20 protein-coding genes and 1 other annotated feature are annotated in these 17372 nt (G+C 36.7%); of the genes, 9 read left to right on the forward strand and 11 right to left on the reverse strand.

Annotated elements, in window-relative coordinates; translation table 11 throughout:
• Nucleotides 1-256 precede the first annotated feature (256 nt).
• Together CER22_RS06095 and trpS are read left to right on the forward strand one after the other, a co-directional pair.
• Complete coding sequence (locus CER22_RS06095) at nt 257-637, forward strand: DUF3899 domain-containing protein (protein ID WP_088062464.1); 381 nt, start codon at nt 257-259, stop codon at nt 635-637.
• Between the two features lie 105 nt (nt 638-742).
• Nucleotides 743-959: a binding site (T-box leader), on the forward strand.
• 74 nt (nt 960-1033) lie between these two features.
• Nucleotides 1034-2023, forward strand: a complete 990-nt coding sequence (gene trpS / locus CER22_RS06105) for a tryptophan--tRNA ligase (RefSeq protein ID WP_000110998.1) — start codon at nt 1034-1036, stop codon at nt 2021-2023.
• A gap of 278 nt (nt 2024-2301) precedes the next feature.
• On the opposite strand, the gene CER22_RS06110 is transcribed toward trpS, so the two are convergent.
• The 7 genes from CER22_RS06110 to CER22_RS06140 all read right to left on the reverse strand — a co-directional run bounded on the left by CER22_RS06110 (nt 2302) and on the right by CER22_RS06140 (nt 8387).
• Entirely contained in the window at nt 2302-3048 is a 747-nt protein-coding gene (locus CER22_RS06110; RefSeq protein ID WP_000966116.1) for a YjbA family protein, read from the reverse strand.
• Nucleotides 3049-3191: 143 nt separating this feature from the next.
• A complete protein-coding gene (locus CER22_RS06115; protein ID WP_088062463.1) occupies nt 3192-3980 on the reverse strand; it encodes a DUF2268 domain-containing protein in 789 nt (262 codons plus the stop codon).
• Between the two features lie 106 nt (nt 3981-4086).
• Entirely contained in the window at nt 4087-5325 is a 1239-nt protein-coding gene (gene fabF, locus CER22_RS06120) for a beta-ketoacyl-ACP synthase II (protein WP_000412643.1), read from the reverse strand.
• A gap of 31 nt (nt 5326-5356) precedes the next feature.
• Entirely contained in the window at nt 5357-6289 is a 933-nt protein-coding gene (gene fabH, locus CER22_RS06125) for a beta-ketoacyl-ACP synthase III (RefSeq protein WP_001100551.1), read from the reverse strand.
• A gap of 231 nt (nt 6290-6520) precedes the next feature.
• Nucleotides 6521-6697 carry a ComZ family protein gene (locus CER22_RS06130; RefSeq protein WP_001003337.1) on the reverse strand — a complete coding sequence of 59 codons (177 nt, stop codon included), beginning with the start codon at nt 6695-6697 and terminating at the stop codon, nt 6521-6523.
• Between the two features lie 53 nt (nt 6698-6750).
• On the reverse strand, nt 6751-7623 hold the full coding sequence (locus CER22_RS06135) for an NAD-dependent epimerase/dehydratase family protein (RefSeq protein WP_137013517.1): 873 nt from the start codon (nt 7621-7623) through the stop codon (nt 6751-6753).
• Nucleotides 7624-7652: 29 nt separating this feature from the next.
• Complete coding sequence (locus CER22_RS06140) at nt 7653-8387, reverse strand: hydrolase (RefSeq protein ID WP_048545174.1); 735 nt, start codon at nt 8385-8387, stop codon at nt 7653-7655.
• Between the two features lie 156 nt (nt 8388-8543).
• Here CER22_RS06140 and CER22_RS06145 point away from each other — a divergent pair, with 156 nt between their 5' ends.
• On the forward strand, nt 8544-8726 hold the full coding sequence (locus CER22_RS06145; protein ID WP_001211113.1) for a YjzD family protein: 183 nt from the start codon (nt 8544-8546) through the stop codon (nt 8724-8726).
• A gap of 37 nt (nt 8727-8763) precedes the next feature.
• Here the strand turns inward: CER22_RS06145 and clpB are convergent, their stop codons facing one another.
• Both clpB and CER22_RS06155 read right to left on the reverse strand, forming a co-directional pair.
• Nucleotides 8764-11364 (reverse strand): ATP-dependent chaperone ClpB, encoded by a 2601-nt coding sequence (gene clpB, locus CER22_RS06150; protein WP_088062459.1) that lies wholly within the window; start codon nt 11362-11364, stop codon nt 8764-8766.
• 199 nt (nt 11365-11563) lie between these two features.
• The gene (locus CER22_RS06155) at nt 11564-11743 is read right to left on the reverse strand and encodes a YjzC family protein (RefSeq protein WP_000531420.1); all 180 of its coding nucleotides are present in this window, start codon (nt 11741-11743) and stop codon (nt 11564-11566) included.
• Between the two features lie 491 nt (nt 11744-12234).
• On the opposite strand from CER22_RS06155, the gene CER22_RS06165 reads away from it, so the two are divergent.
• From CER22_RS06165 to CER22_RS06175, 3 genes are all read left to right on the forward strand, one after another.
• A complete protein-coding gene (locus CER22_RS06165) occupies nt 12235-13044 on the forward strand; it encodes a Cof-type HAD-IIB family hydrolase (protein ID WP_048545178.1) in 810 nt (269 codons plus the stop codon).
• 105 nt (nt 13045-13149) lie between these two features.
• A complete protein-coding gene (locus tag CER22_RS06170; RefSeq protein ID WP_000516816.1) occupies nt 13150-13290 on the forward strand; it encodes a hypothetical protein in 141 nt (46 codons plus the stop codon).
• A complete protein-coding gene (locus CER22_RS06175) occupies nt 13291-13488 on the forward strand; it encodes a DUF3813 domain-containing protein (protein WP_046957006.1) in 198 nt (65 codons plus the stop codon).
• Between the two features lie 25 nt (nt 13489-13513).
• On the opposite strand, the gene CER22_RS06180 is transcribed toward CER22_RS06175, so the two are convergent.
• Nucleotides 13514-14371, reverse strand: a complete 858-nt coding sequence (locus CER22_RS06180; protein ID WP_060489317.1) for a YitT family protein — start codon at nt 14369-14371, stop codon at nt 13514-13516.
• Nucleotides 14372-14471: 100 nt separating this feature from the next.
• Here CER22_RS06180 and CER22_RS06185 point away from each other — a divergent pair, with 100 nt between their 5' ends.
• Nucleotides 14472-14603, forward strand: coding sequence for a DUF3941 domain-containing protein (locus CER22_RS06185; RefSeq protein ID WP_001120851.1), 132 nt, complete (start codon nt 14472-14474; stop codon nt 14601-14603).
• Between the two features lie 130 nt (nt 14604-14733).
• Nucleotides 14734-15591: a peptidylprolyl isomerase PrsA gene (prsA, locus tag CER22_RS06190; protein WP_060489315.1), complete on the forward strand. Its 858-nt coding sequence runs from the start codon at nt 14734-14736 to the stop codon at nt 15589-15591.
• Between the two features lie 52 nt (nt 15592-15643).
• Here prsA and CER22_RS06195 read toward each other — a convergent pair whose 3' ends face one another.
• On the reverse strand, nt 15644-16498 hold the full coding sequence (locus CER22_RS06195) for a CvfB family protein (RefSeq protein ID WP_064056836.1): 855 nt from the start codon (nt 16496-16498) through the stop codon (nt 15644-15646).
• Between the two features lie 239 nt (nt 16499-16737).
• On the opposite strand from CER22_RS06195, the gene CER22_RS06200 reads away from it, so the two are divergent.
• On the forward strand, nt 16738-17229 hold the full coding sequence (locus CER22_RS06200; RefSeq protein WP_001040146.1) for a YajQ family cyclic di-GMP-binding protein: 492 nt from the start codon (nt 16738-16740) through the stop codon (nt 17227-17229).
• Nucleotides 17230-17372: the final 143 nt, after the last annotated feature.

The raw sequence follows: 17372 nt of genomic DNA on the forward strand, positions 1-17372 counted from the left end.
AATAATCTCCAAGTTTCTACAATTTTCATTATACATATAATATAACAATTGTGAATATAATTTTTTGTTTTTTTGTTAAAATTTTTAATAAAATGTTTATTTTTTTATTTTTTTGTAAAGGAATACGTTAACATTGCTACCATCATCTTAAAATCAGACCTTTAATTGCGTATAATTTTCAAAAAATTAATTCTAGTACATATTATAGCTTTTATAGTATAATAATTCTAGTAATATTTTGACGGAGGGGAACATTTTGAATAAAGTTTTTTTTCATACTTGTATACTAATTTTCATAGCGATAATCGCTTCTAGTATTGGCGCAATCCTCGTTTCATCGCGATTTTTGTTGAATTTTGTCAATATATCGTTTTATGCCGCACTATTTTTTATTCTTGTCGGCGGTTTTTTATTCATATTTCAAAATGGATTTTTTAACGTAACAATTTACGCCTTTCAAAGAGTGTTTGGTACGAACAAAAAAATTGACTCTTTAATTGAAGAAGCAGAGGAACCTGTCGATAAGAAAGAACGTATTTATAAAACATATTCATTCAAATGGACGTATCCAATTTGTATTACAGGTATCGTTCTTGGGTTGTTCTCAACCCTCATTAGCTTTACTATTTTGATGTAGTTTGCAAACACTATCCCATATGATATAATAATCAGCAAAACATTTTGTTATAAAACTTTAGTTCTTTCATATTAAAAGAGCTTAGGTAACAATAAATAAATTTATATGTATGCGATGATAAAGAAGAGTACATATTGAGGCAATTTCAGAGAGCTTGTGGCTGGTGTGAACAAGTAATTGCGCAGTATGGAATGGGCTTTTGAGCACCAAACCGAACCGAAAGTAGTAGGCTTTGGCGTTATATCCAAACGTTATTATGGATTAGAGAGATTTCACAGTAGTGAAATAATTAGGGTGGTACCGCGGTCCATTCGTCCCTATAGTTTTTGGGATGAATGGGCTTTTTTGTTTGCCTTCTCTTCCCCATCACGCATTCAAATTTAGGAGGAATTACTTATGTCAGTTATCTTTTCTGGTATTCAGCCGAGTGGAACGATTACACTTGGAAACTATTTAGGAGCTATGAAGCAATTTACAGAGCTTCAAAATGAACACGACTGTTATTTCTGTATTGTAAACCAACATGCGATTACAGTACCTCAAGATCCCGTACAACTTCGTAAAAACATTCGCAGTCTTGCTGCACTTTATGTAGCATGCGGCATCGATCCTGAAAAAGCTACTTTATTTGTACAATCAGAAGTACCAGCACACGCTCAACTAGGATGGATTATGCAATCAGTTGCTTACGTTGGAGAATTAGAGCGTATGACTCAATATAAAGATAAATCTTCTGGTAGAGATTCAGTTCCAGCTGGATTACTAACGTATCCACCATTAATGGCGGCTGATATTTTACTTTACAACACTGAAATCGTACCTGTTGGTGATGATCAAAAACAACATATGGAATTAACACGCGACCTAGCAGAGCGTTTCAACAAACGCTTCCGTGAAGTGTTCACTGTTCCTGAAATTCGTATTCCAAAAGTAGGAGCTCGCGTTATGTCATTAACAGAACCTACGAAAAAAATGAGTAAATCTGATCCGAATCCAAAAGCAATGATCAGTATGCTTGATGAACCAAAAACAATTGAAAAGAAAATTAAAAGTGCTGTAACTGATTCTGAAGGTATCGTGAAATTTGATAAAGAAAACAAACCTGGAATCTCTAACTTATTAACAATCTACTCTTCATTCTCTGGAAAAACAGTTGAAGAAATAGAAGCAATGTACGAAGGAAAAGGATACGGAGACTTCAAAGGCGACCTAGCAGCAGTAGTCGTAGAAGCAATTCGTCCAATCCAAGACAAATATAACGAACTAATCAACTCACCAGAACTAGACGAAATTCTAGACAAAGGTGCCGAAAAAGCAAACCGCGTTGCATTCAAACAACTACGCAAAGTAGAAAACGCAATGGGACTAAGCAGAAAACGTAGGTAACATATAAAGCGGAGGCGACTGTTTAGCCCTGACGGCTAAGGTTCTTTCCCACAGAAGGTGCTTTTTACCTTCTCGTGGGGAAGGTTCTTAGACGCGAAGGGCTAGGAGCCGGAGCTGGATTTCTTATAAAGCGGAAGCGGCTCGCTTAGAATGTGAGGGGGATGGAGCTCCTGACGTAGAGGCGCTTTTTGCCTCGCAGGAAGGCGCGAAGCCACCGAACATTCTTGCCGCTGGAGCTAAGTTACAACAAATTAAAAAACCGCCAATTGGCGGTTTTTTTAATTTACCTTTTGCTCGTTTTCCATTTCCCATAACTTTTCAAAAAATGGCTGTCCTTTTACGAGACGCTCGCATAATTGTTCGTGCTTCTCAGACCAGCCTGTTTTCGCTTCATCATACAGTTTAGCCCAAATATCTTCAAATTCCATATGTTGAACCATTCCGTATGCTGATGGATCCCACTCTGTGAACCAATAGCGAATTTCTGCTGTGTTTTTCGTTGTATGTAATTGATCTAACGCCATAAATAATAATTGTTTCAGCTGTCTTTCTTTACGAGTTAAGCCATTCATAATGAAAGGTGATGGTGATAAAATATGATGTTCTTTTTCCATTTCTTCTACTTGGAACTCATACTTTTCTGCTTGTACGTTTTCTACCATCTCATATACCATCTGCTCTTGGCGCGGTATAAGTCTGCTCTTTCGAATTGGTACATTGTAACCAATTGTGTCAATCGCAATAATTCCTTTTCCATCTGTAACAACAAAGCAATACTCTTGCTGCAAACGTTCATGATTTTTACGAATATATGCCTTATGATGTACGTCTTCCAACAATTTTTGCGGAAGCTCTAACAATTCGTCCTCGATGTAATGATATAATGTGGCATCTACTTTTAATAATGGCACTTGATCTAATAGCTCAATCGTATCATCTTTCCGCCATTCGTAAAAATGACAAACGTTATACCCATTCTCTTCACCTTCAAACCAATTTACCCATACATCATGTAGATATAACATTCACTACCCCTCACTTCACTACTGTTTGTATCAATCATTATGTTCAATTTTTCTTAACTTTATTCCACCTAAGGAAATATATTCTAATTATTATTTTTTCTTCTATTAATACTAAAAAAAACAGGAAATAGAGCTCCTGTTTTTTATATATGAAATGTATTTGCTTTATTCAATATTTCTTTTGCATCTATAGATAATAAAGAAAGTGTATCTTCTCCTTCCAATGTCACACAATCTTTGACAATATGAAATCCAAGCGCATAGCCCAGCATCTTTGGATAAGAGTGAAATCCATTTAATAAGATGTCGTGCTCCCTTGTTCCTCGTTTTATACTTATTCTTTCATGTACAACATTTTTCCAATAATAAATAGCCTCTTCTTTTGAAAGATACGTCGTCCACGGTGCATTGTTTTTTTCTGAATATCTTTCCGTTACCGCTTGCTCAGCTAGCCCTTCCATAATCATCGTATCAAGTAATGTATATTCTGTTTCTTTCGTCTCAATTTGATGTAACCTGCATATGTGATGATATTCATGCGCCAATAACACCTTTAATTCTTCCACCGAATTCCGTCCACATACGAATAAGAAAATAACGTGACGCATAGATAATCCCGCCCTACCGTTATACTCTTCTTGTACAGTTCGATTATAGGAATCTGATAATAAAATAAAGACAGGGACATCTGGACCTTTTAACCAGGTTTTCAGTTTCTCATACTCCGTACGTAACTCTTTCCAAACTTCCTTTTCCTCTAACTCTTTTACTTCTTGTTCTCCTCGTATAACTGGGCGGTACATACCTTTAGAAATTAAAAAGCGATACAACCTGTCTTTTGGCAGCGGGATATACTTCGTAAACTTTTCACACAGCTTTTCTGGCCGTCCATAATATAGATGTAACCACTCAGCAGTTTCAACAATCCCCATCTTTATCCCTCCTTTTTCTTATGTATATGCAAAAGGAGAAAAAGACGTAAAAATAAATAAGGAGTTTTTTCGCAATATATTGCGAAAAAACTCCTTATCTCATCTATTATTTATACGATTTAAATACTAATACTGCGTTATGACCACCGAATCCTAGTGAGTTACTTAATACTGCATTTACTTCTTGTTGTCTCGCTTTATTCGGTACGTAATCTAAGTCACATTCTGGATCTGGTGTTTCATAGTTAATTGTTGGAGGGATTACTCCGTCTGTAATTGATTTAATTGAGAAGATCGCTTCAACAGCACCAGCTGCTCCTAATAAGTGACCTGTCATTGATTTCGTTGAGCTAATTGCTACTTTGTACGCATGCTCACCGAACGTTTCTTTAATTGCCATCGTTTCATACTTTTCATTCGCATCCGTACTTGTACCGTGCGCATTAATGTAATCAATATCTTCTGGCTGTAGACCTGCATCTGCTAAAGCTTGACGCATTGCACGCACGCCGCCTTCACCGCCAGGAGCCGGCATTGTAATATGGAATGCATCACCAGTTGCACCGTAACCAGCGATTTCCGCATAAATGTGAGCACCACGAGCTAATGCGTGCTCTAATTCTTCGAGAATTAAAATACCTGAACCTTCACCCATTACGAAACCACTACGGTTTTTATCAAATGGACGGCAAGCTGTTGCTGGATCTTCATTAAATGTTAATGCTTTCGCTGAACTAAATCCTGCAAATGCCATACTTGTTAACGGCGCTTCTGCTCCGCCTGTTATCATTGCATCAGCATCACCGCGTTGAATTGCTTTAAATGCATCACCAATTGAGTTTGCACCAGATGCACAAGCCGTTACAGAACAAGTGTTAATTCCTTTTGCTCCTGTTGCGATCGATACTTGACCTGCTGCCATATCTGGGATCATCATTGGTACGAAAAATGGGCTCACGCGGCGCGGACCTTTCTCAGTAAAAATCTTAAATTGTTCTTCGTATGTTTCCATACCACCAATACCAGAACCAATCCATACACCAATTCGAGGTCCGTTTTCTTCTGTAATTTCAAGCTTTGCATCTGCAACTGCCATTTTCGCTGCTGCTACTGCATATTGTGTAAAGCGATCCATACGGCGCGCTTCTTTTTTATCAATATATTTCTCGACTTCAAAGTCGTTAATTTCTGCTGCTACTTTTGCTGGAAACAGTTCCGGATCAATTCTTGTAAGTCGTCCGATTCCAGATACACCCTTTTTAATGTTTTCCCACGCTGTTTCAACATCTGTTCCGATCGGTGTAACAGCTCCTAGTCCTGTAATTACGACCCTCTTTTTCTCCATACAAAATACACTCCTTTTTTTCTCTCAGTCCTTATTTACCCCAACGAAGAGCAACTGCTCCCCATGTTAATCCGCCGCCGAAACCAACAAGTATAATTAAATCACCATCTTGAATACGTCCATTTTGCAATTCCTCTACCATTGCAATTGGAATTGAAGAAGCTGATGTATTACCAAACTTTTCAATTGTCATACTCATTTTTTCTTGTGGTAAATTTAATCTCTCTCTTGCAGATTCCATAATACGAATATTCGCTTGATGTGGTACTAAAAAATCCACATCCTCTTTCGTAAGTCCCGCTTTTTCTAACACGCGAAGACAGGAATCACCAAGTTGGCGAACAGCAAATTTAAAGACTTCTCTGCCGTTCATCATAACATACTCGTCTTGATAAAGATGCTTACCGCCGCTTCCGTCTGCTCCTAATTCGAAAGATAGAACGCCTCTTCCTTCTGAAACCGCCCCCATTACGATAGCACCGGCTCCGTCTCCAAATAGTACTGCTGTATTTCGATCATTCCAGTCTACAATTTTAGATAGTTTATCACTACCAACTACTAATACATTTTTATAAGTTCCCGTTTGAATAAATTGTTGCGCTGTAATCATTCCGTACATAAAACCAGCACACGCTGCACTTAAATCCATTGCGGCTGCGTGTTTTGCGCCAATGGCTTCTTGAATGACACAAGCTACTGCTGGGAATGCGCGATCTGGTGTTACTGTTGCCACTAAAATCAGGTCGATATCCTCTCCGCTAATCCCGGCATCTTCAAGTGCTTTTTTAGAAGCCTCTACCGCCATATATGAAGTATCTATTGTATCATCGGCAATGCGTCTTTCTGCAATTCCCGTTCTCGTACGAATCCATTCATCAGATGTATCTACGATTTTCTCTAAATCGTGATTTGTGACTACTTTTTCTGGCACATATCTTCCGATCCCTAAAATGCCCACGTTCACATCGCAGCCCTCCGTTTTATATCAATTATTATGACTTGGTACTAATTTTAAAACATAAATGTATTTTTGTCTAGAATATATTTCAGCTAAAACATAAATCCAGCATTATTCACTTTATTGTTTATTAAAAGAAACAGAAACATACCTTTCCTGTTTCTTTTGAAATATAAAAAGGCCCGAACCGCTTCTATCCACGGTTCGAGCCTCTCTTCCCTTCCAAAAAAGAAGGTTTTATTCTTTATCTGCTTTCCCAAGCTCATATGCTTCGTTCATAACTTTCATCAATAACTCTAATACTGGTTGTGCTTTCTCCATATCAAGCGCAATTCCATTCGAATCTAAGATGGCCTTTGCTTCTGGTAAATGCTTCATTGCGATTTGTAAAAATTGCATGCTTTTCTCATTCATATTATGTTCTTCCTCTCCATTAAAACTTTCACATACATAGTGTAACACGCTCGCTATCCTTCGTATAACTCTTTATATTTTTTCATATGTGCCAATTGTTTATTTAAACCGTATTCTAACGGGGTATTTCTTTTTATCGAAATAACCTCGACAGCATCATTTCGTTCTTCCTCATTCTTTTTATTCACTTTATCCGCTGCACGTAAAAGGTTCATACCTTTTTTCCATAATGACTTTTTACCACTAAGTAAATTGTATATGCCGAGATGCTCCTCGTTCATTCCATTTTCCCATAAGTATTCACATACATCTTCCACGTACAATAGATCACTTCCATTTTCCTCGCTCGCATAATGGCACTCTTTCTCATCCAGTTCTGATAAAATGAGCTGATGATACATCATAAAAGATGGTTGCCATGGCCCATATAATGTAGGAACTCGAAATACACTATATGGTGCCTCTCCTTTTTTCAATCCTTCTTCCACTTTCAAAAATAAACGTTTATTTTCAGATTCATCTGCGTTTCCTACTTCAATAGAAGAAATTAGATTTAACTTCACTTTCTGCTCTGCACACAGTCTTATAATCCGCTTTAAATACTGTAATATAACTCTTTCATTCCGAAAACCACTTTGTTGATTTGGCTCATACAAGCAAAAGTAAACCGTATCGAACTTCTCTCCTTCTACTGATCTCCATCCATCTTCATCTCTTATCGAATAATACGTAAATAACGCATTTCGTCCAATCAACAATAACTTCTCTTCATTAATTTTTTTCATATTCTCGAATTCATCAAAATCAAGACCGTACACTTCTACTTCTTCTGCAATCATTTTATTCACAAGGTGATAACCTACAAACGTAAGTGCACCTATAATTAGCACGCGCTCCATACCACCAACCCTTTCTCCTTGAAACAAATAGCTCCTCATTTATGTATATGGGAGCTTCACAATTCTTCTTCATATTTTTTAAAGAAATCAGTCGTTTGCCTAACCATTTTATATTTCACATCTTGCAGATGGAATAAGACAGAAGTATCGCATTGATTGAATTGCCTCATTTTCTCATATTTACGTAACAACTGTTTTCTTCCTCTTTTTTCTTGTGTTGATACGAAAACTTTAACAGGTACACAAGACGGAAGAAGCGTAAATGATTTCTTATTTATTTTGGATTCTAATTCTTCTTCTTTGGAATCATACGCCAAACTTAATTCCTTCACTAATCTTTTGTAAAAAAACTTATGCTCTTTTTCAAACTCCACATATTCTGGTAAATCTAAACATGGATTTAACATAATGACAGAGCGTATACATTCAGGGTATTTGTTCATCATTTCAAGTGCTACAAGTGCACCCATACCATCTGCCATAATGTGCATTTTCGCATTTAATGTCTCTTTTCTCAAAACAACGTCATATAAACGTTTTGCTAGACGAACAGATTGGTCGTTTCCCCAATGTCTTCCGTATAAATTAGAGGAAAAGACCGTGTAGCCTTCCTCAATAAGGCCATGTAAAAAATAAGATCTACCTGCATGCTGTGTCCATAAACTTGTACCATTCTCAATAAAGTAGTTATAATCACCGAGAAGCATAACAGAAAATCCATTTGGCTTCTCCGGTAAATAAATGACACATGGTTCTTTTTCTAAATAAAAAAAACGTTCCGTAATACTCATTTTTCCCCCGCCTTATTTTCTAAACGTATAAAAGTACTCTTCTATAATGTATGAACGGAATGCAAATTTGCGTTGAAAAATCTACAAATATTTTTCTATATTCTTTTTTCAATTGTGTTACAATAAGGACAGATTGAACGAATAGAGGTGTAAAATATGCGTTTCATTTGGGCATTAATTTGGTCGTTCGCGCTTGTACATATGATGAGCTACGTAATCGGCTCTATGACTGGCGGTACATACGATTTTAACCAAGCGTCTATTTTCTCAGTTGTTCTTGCGGTATTAGTACTAGCAATTTCAGCTACAATTCCAAACGAGCCAGTAGAACAACACTAAAAAAAGAGTCCGGATTTTATCCGAACTCTTTTTTATTTTACTTTACATGAACGACTAATTCGTTATTTTCTACATCAACAACTACGTGACTGTTATCAGTAATTGTTCCTGCAATTAATTCTCTCGCTAATTTCGTCTCAACTTGACGCTGTACATATCGTTTTAATGGACGAGCTCCGTACATCGGATCAAAGCCAGCTTCTACAACAAATTCTCTCGCTGCGTCTGTTAATTCTACTGTAATATGACGGTCAGCTAAACGACCTTGTAATTCTTTTACAATTTTATCAACAATACCTTTAATTTCATTCGTTGTAAGAGGTTTGAATAAAATAATTTCATCGACACGATTTAAAAACTCTGGTCGGAAATGTCCTCTTAATTGCCCCATTACAAGTTCTCTTGATTCCTCTTTAATTGAGCCATCTGCTTCTAATCCATCTAACAAATGAGCAGATCCAATATTTGAAGTCATAATAATAACCGTGTTTTTAAAGTCTACTGTACGTCCTTGAGAATCTGTAATGCGTCCATCATCTAACATTTGTAATAAAATGTTGAATACTTCTGGATGTGCTTTTTCGATTTCGTCTAACAAAATAACTGAATACGGTTTACGTCTTACCGCTTCTGTTAATTGACCGCCCTCTTCATATCCAACATATCCAGGAGGCGCACCAATTAAGCGTGACACAGCATGTTTCTCCATATACTCAGACATGTCGATACGAATCATTTGCTCTTCACTATCGAATAAAGACTGCGCTAACGTTTTTGCAAGTTCTGTTTTACCAACACCTGTCGGTCCTAAGAAGATGAAGGAACCAATTGGACGGTTCGGGTCTTTAATACCAGCGCGTGCACGAAGAACTGCGTCTGATACTAAGCTTACCGCTTCCTCTTGTCCGATGACACGCTCTGATAAAATTTGCTCTAAGCGTAGTAATTTCTCGCGTTCACCTTCAACGAGTTTTGCGACAGGAATACCAGTCCAGCGTGAAACAATATCAGCAATCTCTTCTTCACTTACTTCCTCACGTAATAAGCGATTCTCTTGTTTATTATGTGCACCCATTTCTTCTGCTTCTTTTAACTCTTTTTCAATTGCAGGAATTTTCCCGTGACGAAGTTCCGCTGCTTTATTTAAATCGTAATTACCTTCTGCTTCTTCTAATTCACGGCGCAGACGCTCTAAATGTTCACGTAAGTCACGCACTTTATGAATATCTTCTTTTTCTTTTTCCCATTTCGCTCTCATACCACTTGCAACTTCTTTTAAATCCGATAATTCACGTTGCAACGTTTTCAGGCGTTCTTGGCTACCAAAGTCCTTCTCTTTTCCAAGAGCCGCTTCTTCAATTTCCAGCTGCATAATGCGGCGCGTTACTTCATCTAATTCTGTTGGCATAGAATCAATCTCTGTTCGAATTGTTGCACACGCTTCGTCAACAAGATCGATCGCTTTATCTGGTAAGAAACGATCCGAAATATATCGATCTGATAAAACGGATGCTGCTACAATCGCGCGGTCATGAATATTTACACCATGATAAATTTCAAAACGCTCTTTTAAACCACGTAAAATGGAAATTGTATCTTCAACAGTTGGTTCTTCTGCTAATACTTGTTGGAAACGTCTTTCTAGCGCTGGATCTTTCTCAATATATTTACGATACTCATCTAACGTTGTCGCCCCGATACAATGCAGTTCACCACGCGCAAGCATCGGTTTTAACATATTTCCTGCGTCCATCGCACCTTCTGTTTTACCAGCGCCGACGATTGTGTGAAGTTCATCAATGAATAATAAAATGCGACCTTCACTCTTTTTAATTTCATTTAATACAGCTTGCAGACGCTCTTCAAACTCACCACGGAATTTCGCTCCAGCTACAAGCGCACTCATATCTAATGCGAAGATTGTTCTATCTTTTAATCCTTCTGGTACATCCTTCTTCACAATACGCTGTGCTAATCCTTCAACGATTGCTGTTTTACCAACACCGGGTTCACCAATTAAAACCGGGTTGTTTTTCGTTTTACGTGAAAGAATGCGGATTACACGTCGAATTTCACTATCGCGACCGATAACAGGATCAATTTTCCCTGCTCTCACTTCCGCCACTAAATCACGACCATATTTTTCCAACGCTTCATAAGTTGCTTCTGGATTTTGACTAGTCACTCTTTGATTCCCCCGAACTGTCATTAAAGACTGTAATAAGTTATCTTTCGTAATGTGAAATCTTGTAAGTAATTGATTTATATCGCCTTTTTCTTCTGAAAAAGCAAGCAATACATGTTCAACTGAAATGTATTCATCTTGCAATTTCTCTGCTTCTTTTCCTGCTCTTACAAGTAGTTGTTGCAGAGCACCTGTTATATATAATTTTCCTACTTCTGCACCGCTTCCCGTTACAGAAGGTTTTTTCTTAATTAAACTTTCGGCGCCTTGCTTTAACGCTTCTATATCGACATTCATTTTTTGAAAAATACGCACTGCTAATCCATCTTGCTCTTCTAATAATGTAAACAAGAGATGAACAGTATCTACTTCTTGATGATGATGAGATACCGCTAAAGATTGGGCACTCATAATCGCCTCTTGTGTTTTTGTTGTCATTTGATTTAAGTCCATCTTTACAGTCCTCCAAATGTTTGACTTTCTTTGACCTTTGATTTGATTATACGCCAACTGACTTTTTTATACAATAATTTTGCTTATGTATTTTCAAACTTATTATTGGAAAAAGAAAAAGGGAACATTCATTATACAACTGAAAAAATATACGCAATGCGTAACGACAAAAAAGCCGCAATAATGATTGCGGCTCCTGTTACGGTTTTCTTTTATATGTCCACTGACGGTTATGATTCGCGTTATCTGGAAATTTTTCACCCGCAGTTAATTTCACCATTTGCGGATCTTTTACCATACTTCCTGTTTCACCAATTTCTACGTAAATACCATCGTTTGGCGCTTTTTGTCCAGAACGAAACCTGCGATTTTGTCCCATTTCCATTCTCCTTCCATGACGTCTTTGCCTCATTAGTATATCCATTTTAAAAGAAAGCTTTTCTGTCATGTTTAGGAAACAAGTACTACATTTCGTTCTTGTACATATACATGAATGACACAAGCTTAGGAAGGGATTTCTTTCCTATTTGTAGAAAAAAAAGAAACCAACCTACTATAGGCTAGCTTCAAAGGAGAGTCAAACATATACGAGAAGATTACATGTTCATTATAAGCCTCATCATACGAGCAATGTAACCCTTTTCACAATTTGTACATAATGAAAGAAACATTGTTTGAACTTTCTAAAAAGACGTTGACTTTTCTTAATTTCCAGCGAGAAATAGTAGACACCGCAGCACTTTGCGACGTAAGATGGATATATAGTGAACTTTCCATCTTTGGTGTTCTCACCCAGTTTAACCTCTTATTTCTGCATATTAAAAACGGAAATACAGATAGAAACAAAAAAATATTATAAGAGGTGAAATTATGAATAAACAGCATTTAATCGCATTAGACTTAGACGGCACTTTATTAACAGACAACAAAATAATTTCCACTCGAACAAAACATACAATTGCAAAAGCAAAGGAGCAAGGACATATTGTCGTTATTTCAACGGGACGTCCCTTCCGTGCTAGTTTTGATTACTACAAAGAACTCGGTCTTAATACACCAATCGTAAACTTTAATGGTGCTTACGTACATCATCCTCTTGATTCAAAGTGGGGAACACATCACTCTCCCCTTGAGCTAGCAACAGCCCAAGAAATTGTCCGAGCTTGCTTTGATTTTGGTGTAAAAAATATATATGCTGAAGTAATGGACGATGTGTATGTTCGTGAAATTGATGAAGATAAAAAACATATTTTCGAATTCGGTTCTCCAAAGATTTTTACAGGAGACTTATTAAATATTTTAAACGATCATCCAACCTGCTTATTAATTGACGCACATGACGAGCATTCCAGTGCAATTCGTCAACATTTAACTGATATGCACGCTGAAGTAATCGACCATAGAAAATGGGGCGCACCTTGGCCGATTATTGAAATCGTGAAAAGTGGGTTAAATAAAGCTGTCGGATTACAAAAAATTTCTAGTCATTACAACATTCCACAAGAGCGAATTATCGCTTTCGGTGATGAAGATAACGACTTTGAAATGATTGAATTTGCTGGTCACGGCATCGCAATGGGTAATGCAATTCCTGAATTAAAATCACTCGCAAATCATACGACATTAACGAATGAAGAAGATGGTATTGCGCTATATTTAGAAGAGGTTCTTGGATTATAATCTAAAAATTCCCTGCTTATAGTTTCTCGTCAAACGCTCATACTATTATTAGACGCAAAAGTCAGCGCGTCGATTGTTTTCAGCTAAATAAAGGGGGTTTTTCGAATGGGTAAAAAGAACAAATCAAAACGTTTTATCCAACAAGGAGCCGATGCTGTTATGAAGCATGATGCAAGATTCCCGTACCGTGGTACATTAGCTGAGGCAGAAAAAGCGAGAAGTAACTCTTCTTTTGGAGGGGTTTAAATGGGGAACTTACTATTCCAACAAGCTAGAGATGCCGTTGCAAATGCCGTCACTTGTTCAAGCGGTACTGAGCAACAAGATCTCGTATATAGAGCAAAAAACGCTTTGCACTCTGCTTATGCAAACTCTTCAACAGCTGAAAAAGTTCAGCTACGTGAAATGCAGGAGCAGTTGCAAAATATTACGAATTTACATTAAAAAAGAGGACCAGCTTTGGTCCTCTTTAATCTTTTCGAAACAAACCAAACACTCCGACCGTCTGTAATACGTTTGTAAATGCACCTGGGTCCACTTGCCTAATAACCCTTTCTAATTCATATAACTCATAACGCGTAATAACAATCATTAACATTTCCTTATTTTCATTTGTATAAGCGCCTGTTGCTGGTATAGTTGTAATCCCCCTCACTAAGCGTGAATGAATCGCCTTTCGTACATCTGTCCCATTCTTCGTAACAATTAGTGCTGTAATTTTCACATGACGTGTATGAATCGCATCAATAATTCGCGTTGACACATACAAAGTCACCAAAGTATATAATGCTTTTTCCCATCCATACACATAGCCAGCCGCAATAATGATAAGTGCATTAAAGAAGAAAAAATACGTACCGACAGGCTTATCTTTAATCTTTGATAAAATCATGGCGATAATATCTAAACCACCTGTAGAAGCCCCCCACTTCAACGCAATCCCTACCCCAATCGCTGAAATAATCCCACCAAAAATCGCATTTAATATAATATCGTTCGAAACCGCTCTAACCGGGATAATTTCTAGAAACAAAGTCATAAATATCACGCAAAGAAAACTAAAGAAAGTAAAGGCCTTTCCAACCTTTTTCCATGCTAAAATAACGACGGGAATATTAAACAAACTAAACAATACCCCCGTTGATATGTGAATAGATAAAAAGTCCCCTAATATTTGTGATAACAATTGAGACAATCCAGCAAAGCCACTCGCGTACACTTTCGCTGGCGTTAAAAATAAATTCATTCCAATCGCGTTTAACAAACCTGCGACAATTACAACGATTAACTTCTTTATAAGTTCGGTATAATTCAACTTCAAATCCATTTCTAATCCACCTTTATTATTCATGAATGCACTGCTATACATAGTCTTTACGAAAAAGGAAATGATAAACGTACAACGGTTAGAAATGGAGTTGATACATATGCCACATACGAGTGATAACGACAAAAAAGCACGCGATAATAATGCAAAGCGCACACAAAAAAATGAGCAAGAACAAAAAAATATTCAGCAAGGTAAGCGTGCCTATTCTAAAAAGACTGATCACCTTTGATCCCATCGTACATCAACAATATTGTTGATGTACTTTTTTTACATTTTACAGGGAAAAAACATTAAAAATTCACTTCATGTTCACTTCTATATTCTACAATAGCGATAACATATTCGGATGAGGTGTTGGCATGAGAGGGAAACACATTTTCATTATTACTGCACTAATAAGTATATTAATGCTAGCTGCTTGTGGACAAAAAAACAGCTCAGCTACAGTCGCTACAGCAACAGATTCAACCATTAAGAAGAGCGACTTCGAAAAACAGTTGAAAGATCGTTACGGAAAAGACATGCTATACGAAATGATGGCACAAGACGTTATCACGAAAAAATATAAAGTATCTGACGATGATGTAGATAAAGAAGTACAAAAAGCGAAAAATCAATATGGAGATCAATTCACAGCAGTACTCGAAAACAATCGTTTAAAAGATGAAGCTGATTTCAAAAATCAAATTAAGTTCAAACTTGCTATGAATGAAGCAATTAAGAAAAGTGTTACAGAAAAAGACGTGAAAGACCACTATAAACCAGAAATTAAAGCGAGTCATATTTTAGTAAGTGACGAAAATGAAGCGAAAGAAATAAAGAAAAAATTAGATGCTGGCGCTTCATTTGAAGAATTAGCAAAACAAGAATCGCAAGATCTACTATCAAAAGATAAAGGTGGAGACCTTGGATACTTCAATTCAGGCAGAATGGCGCCTGAATTTGAAACAGCTGCCTATAAACTAAAAGTCGGACAAATTAGCAATCCCGTTAAATCACCAAACGGTTATCATATTATTAAATTAACTGATAAAAAAGATTTACAACCTTACGATGAAGTGAAAGACTCCATCCGTAAAAACTTAGAAGCAGAACGTATTGCCGACCCTACATTCAGTCATAAGTTAATACAAAAGGAATTAAAAAAGGCAAACATTAAAATAAATGATAGTGACTTGGAAGATACGTTTACTCTTGCACATGAGCAAGGGAATTAAAAAAGCACCGCCTTATTTTTACAGCAAAATAAGGCAGTGCTTTTTATTTAATTTACTTCTTAAAATACGTCCAACCTTCTTCTTGGTAAATCTTTTCTTCTTTCATCAACTTACCAAGCGCACGCTTAAACGCAGCTTTACTCATGTTGAAACGTTCTTTAATATCTTCTGGGTGGCTCTTATCCCAAAACGGCATTGCTCCGCCTCGTTCTTCCATATATGCATAAATTACAGTAGCATCATCTTCCATTCCTTCTTCTTTACGAGGAAGAAGTGAAATATTAATTGTACCGTCATCTTTCACGTCAATAATACGGCCCGTTACACGTTCACCGATGCGGACTTGTTCTTTTCTTTCAGTATGGTGTAAGAAAGCACGGAAATGCTCATCAGTTAGTATGAATGAACCAACTTGAAGTGAACGATACACACGTCCATTTACGTTTTTATTACGCATAGATGGCGTCGCATCTACGATAATTTCTTGCATATCACTGTCTCTTGCGGGAAGAGCGATAAGGCGATCACGATTCGTTAATTTTAACGTACAATATAATTCGTCTCCAACCTCTGGCCATACTGGCATATAAATCGGGAACTCATCAGCTGGGATTAGTATATCTTTTGATACACCAATATTAACAAACACACCTAAACTAGGAATAACTTCTACAACCTTTACCCAGTTCCAATCAAAAGTTGTAATAAGCGGCTCCTTCATTGTTGCTGAAATACGATTTTGGTGATCAAGGTATAAGAATACATCAATCGTATCGCCTTCTGCAATTTCTCCAACTAATTCGTTTTTATGTAAGAAGATTTCTTCTTCTTCATTCCCAACCATATAGCCGATTTCCGTTTCGCGTAAAACAGTTACCTGTTCAATCGATCCTAATTGTAAATACATATTTTTTAATTCCCTTCTATATATATAAAATTAACTTTTTTATATTTTTTATCATTCCAAACAAAAGTTAATTATAACACGATTTTTCCTTTATTTGTCCAACTGCCCAAAATTCACTATAATAAAATGAGGTTACATAAATATAAGTATGAAAACACTTAAGTCTAGGCTCGTTTTCAGCTATACTTTAGTATGTACAGTACATAAAAAGATTAGAAATTTATTTGGAGGTGCTAACTATGGCAAAAGATAGTTCTTTTGACATCGTTTCGAAAGTAGAATTACCTGAAGTAACAAACGCAATTAACATCGCATTAAAAGAAATCCAAAACCGATATGACTTTAAAGGAAGTAAAAGTGATATTAAATTAGAAAAAGAAGTACTTGTTTTAACTTCTGATGATGAGTTCAAATTAGACCAAGTAAAAGACGTTCTAATTTCTAAACTTGTAAAACGTAACGTTCCAATTAAAAACTTGGATTACGGAAAAGTTGAAGCTGCGACTGGTAACACTGTTCGCCAACGCGCAACACTTCAACAAGGTATCGATAAAGATAACGCGAAAAAAATTAACAACATCATTAAAGAAATGAAATTAAAAGTAAAAACACAAGTACAAGATGACCAAGTACGTGTTACAGCGAAAAGCCGTGATGACTTACAAGCAGTTATCGCAGCAGTTCGCAGTGCTGACTTACCGATTGACGTACAATTTATTAACTACCGCTAAAAAGAAAAACACCCTCTGTGTAGAGGGTGTTTTTCTTTTTAGCGTGTAGAGAAAATATTACAAAGTCTAAGATTACGAGCAATCGGATAGTTAGAATAAGTATTTAATTATTATGCATAAATGAAGAAGGTCCTTTTAATAAT

This window comes from Bacillus sp. K2I17 (assembly GCF_002209985.1).
Taxonomy (GTDB): domain Bacteria; phylum Bacillota; class Bacilli; order Bacillales; family Bacillaceae_G; genus Bacillus_A; species Bacillus_A wiedmannii.

Bases quoted from the DNA above. Each gene is read 5' to 3' on its own strand.
- trpS (WP_000110998.1), top strand. From the start codon at position 1,034: ATGTCAGTTATCTTTTCTGGTATTCAGCCGAGTGGAACGATTACACTT.
- CER22_RS06110 (WP_000966116.1), bottom strand. From the start codon at position 3,048: ATGTTATATCTACATGATGTATGGGTAAATTGGTTTGAAGGTGAAGAG.
- CER22_RS06115 (WP_088062463.1), bottom strand. From the start codon at position 3,980: ATGGGGATTGTTGAAACTGCTGAGTGGTTACATCTATATTATGGACGG.
- fabF (WP_000412643.1), bottom strand. From the start codon at position 5,325: ATGGAGAAAAAGAGGGTCGTAATTACAGGACTAGGAGCTGTTACACCG.
- CER22_RS06130 (WP_001003337.1), bottom strand. From the start codon at position 6,697: ATGAATGAGAAAAGCATGCAATTTTTACAAATCGCAATGAAGCATTTA.
- CER22_RS06140 (WP_048545174.1), bottom strand. From the start codon at position 8,387: ATGAGTATTACGGAACGTTTTTTTTATTTAGAAAAAGAACCATGTGTC.
- CER22_RS06145 (WP_001211113.1), top strand. From the start codon at position 8,544: ATGCGTTTCATTTGGGCATTAATTTGGTCGTTCGCGCTTGTACATATG.
- clpB (WP_088062459.1), bottom strand. From the start codon at position 11,364: ATGGACTTAAATCAAATGACAACAAAAACACAAGAGGCGATTATGAGT.
- CER22_RS06155 (WP_000531420.1), bottom strand. From the start codon at position 11,743: ATGGGACAAAATCGCAGGTTTCGTTCTGGACAAAAAGCGCCAAACGAT.
- CER22_RS06165 (WP_048545178.1), top strand. From the start codon at position 12,235: ATGAATAAACAGCATTTAATCGCATTAGACTTAGACGGCACTTTATTA.
- CER22_RS06170 (WP_000516816.1), top strand. From the start codon at position 13,150: ATGGGTAAAAAGAACAAATCAAAACGTTTTATCCAACAAGGAGCCGAT.
- CER22_RS06175 (WP_046957006.1), top strand. From the start codon at position 13,291: ATGGGGAACTTACTATTCCAACAAGCTAGAGATGCCGTTGCAAATGCC.
- CER22_RS06180 (WP_060489317.1), bottom strand. From the start codon at position 14,371: ATGGATTTGAAGTTGAATTATACCGAACTTATAAAGAAGTTAATCGTT.
- CER22_RS06185 (WP_001120851.1), top strand. From the start codon at position 14,472: ATGCCACATACGAGTGATAACGACAAAAAAGCACGCGATAATAATGCA.
- prsA (WP_060489315.1), top strand. From the start codon at position 14,734: ATGAGAGGGAAACACATTTTCATTATTACTGCACTAATAAGTATATTA.
- CER22_RS06195 (WP_064056836.1), bottom strand. From the start codon at position 16,498: ATGTATTTACAATTAGGATCGATTGAACAGGTAACTGTTTTACGCGAA.
- CER22_RS06200 (WP_001040146.1), top strand. From the start codon at position 16,738: ATGGCAAAAGATAGTTCTTTTGACATCGTTTCGAAAGTAGAATTACCT.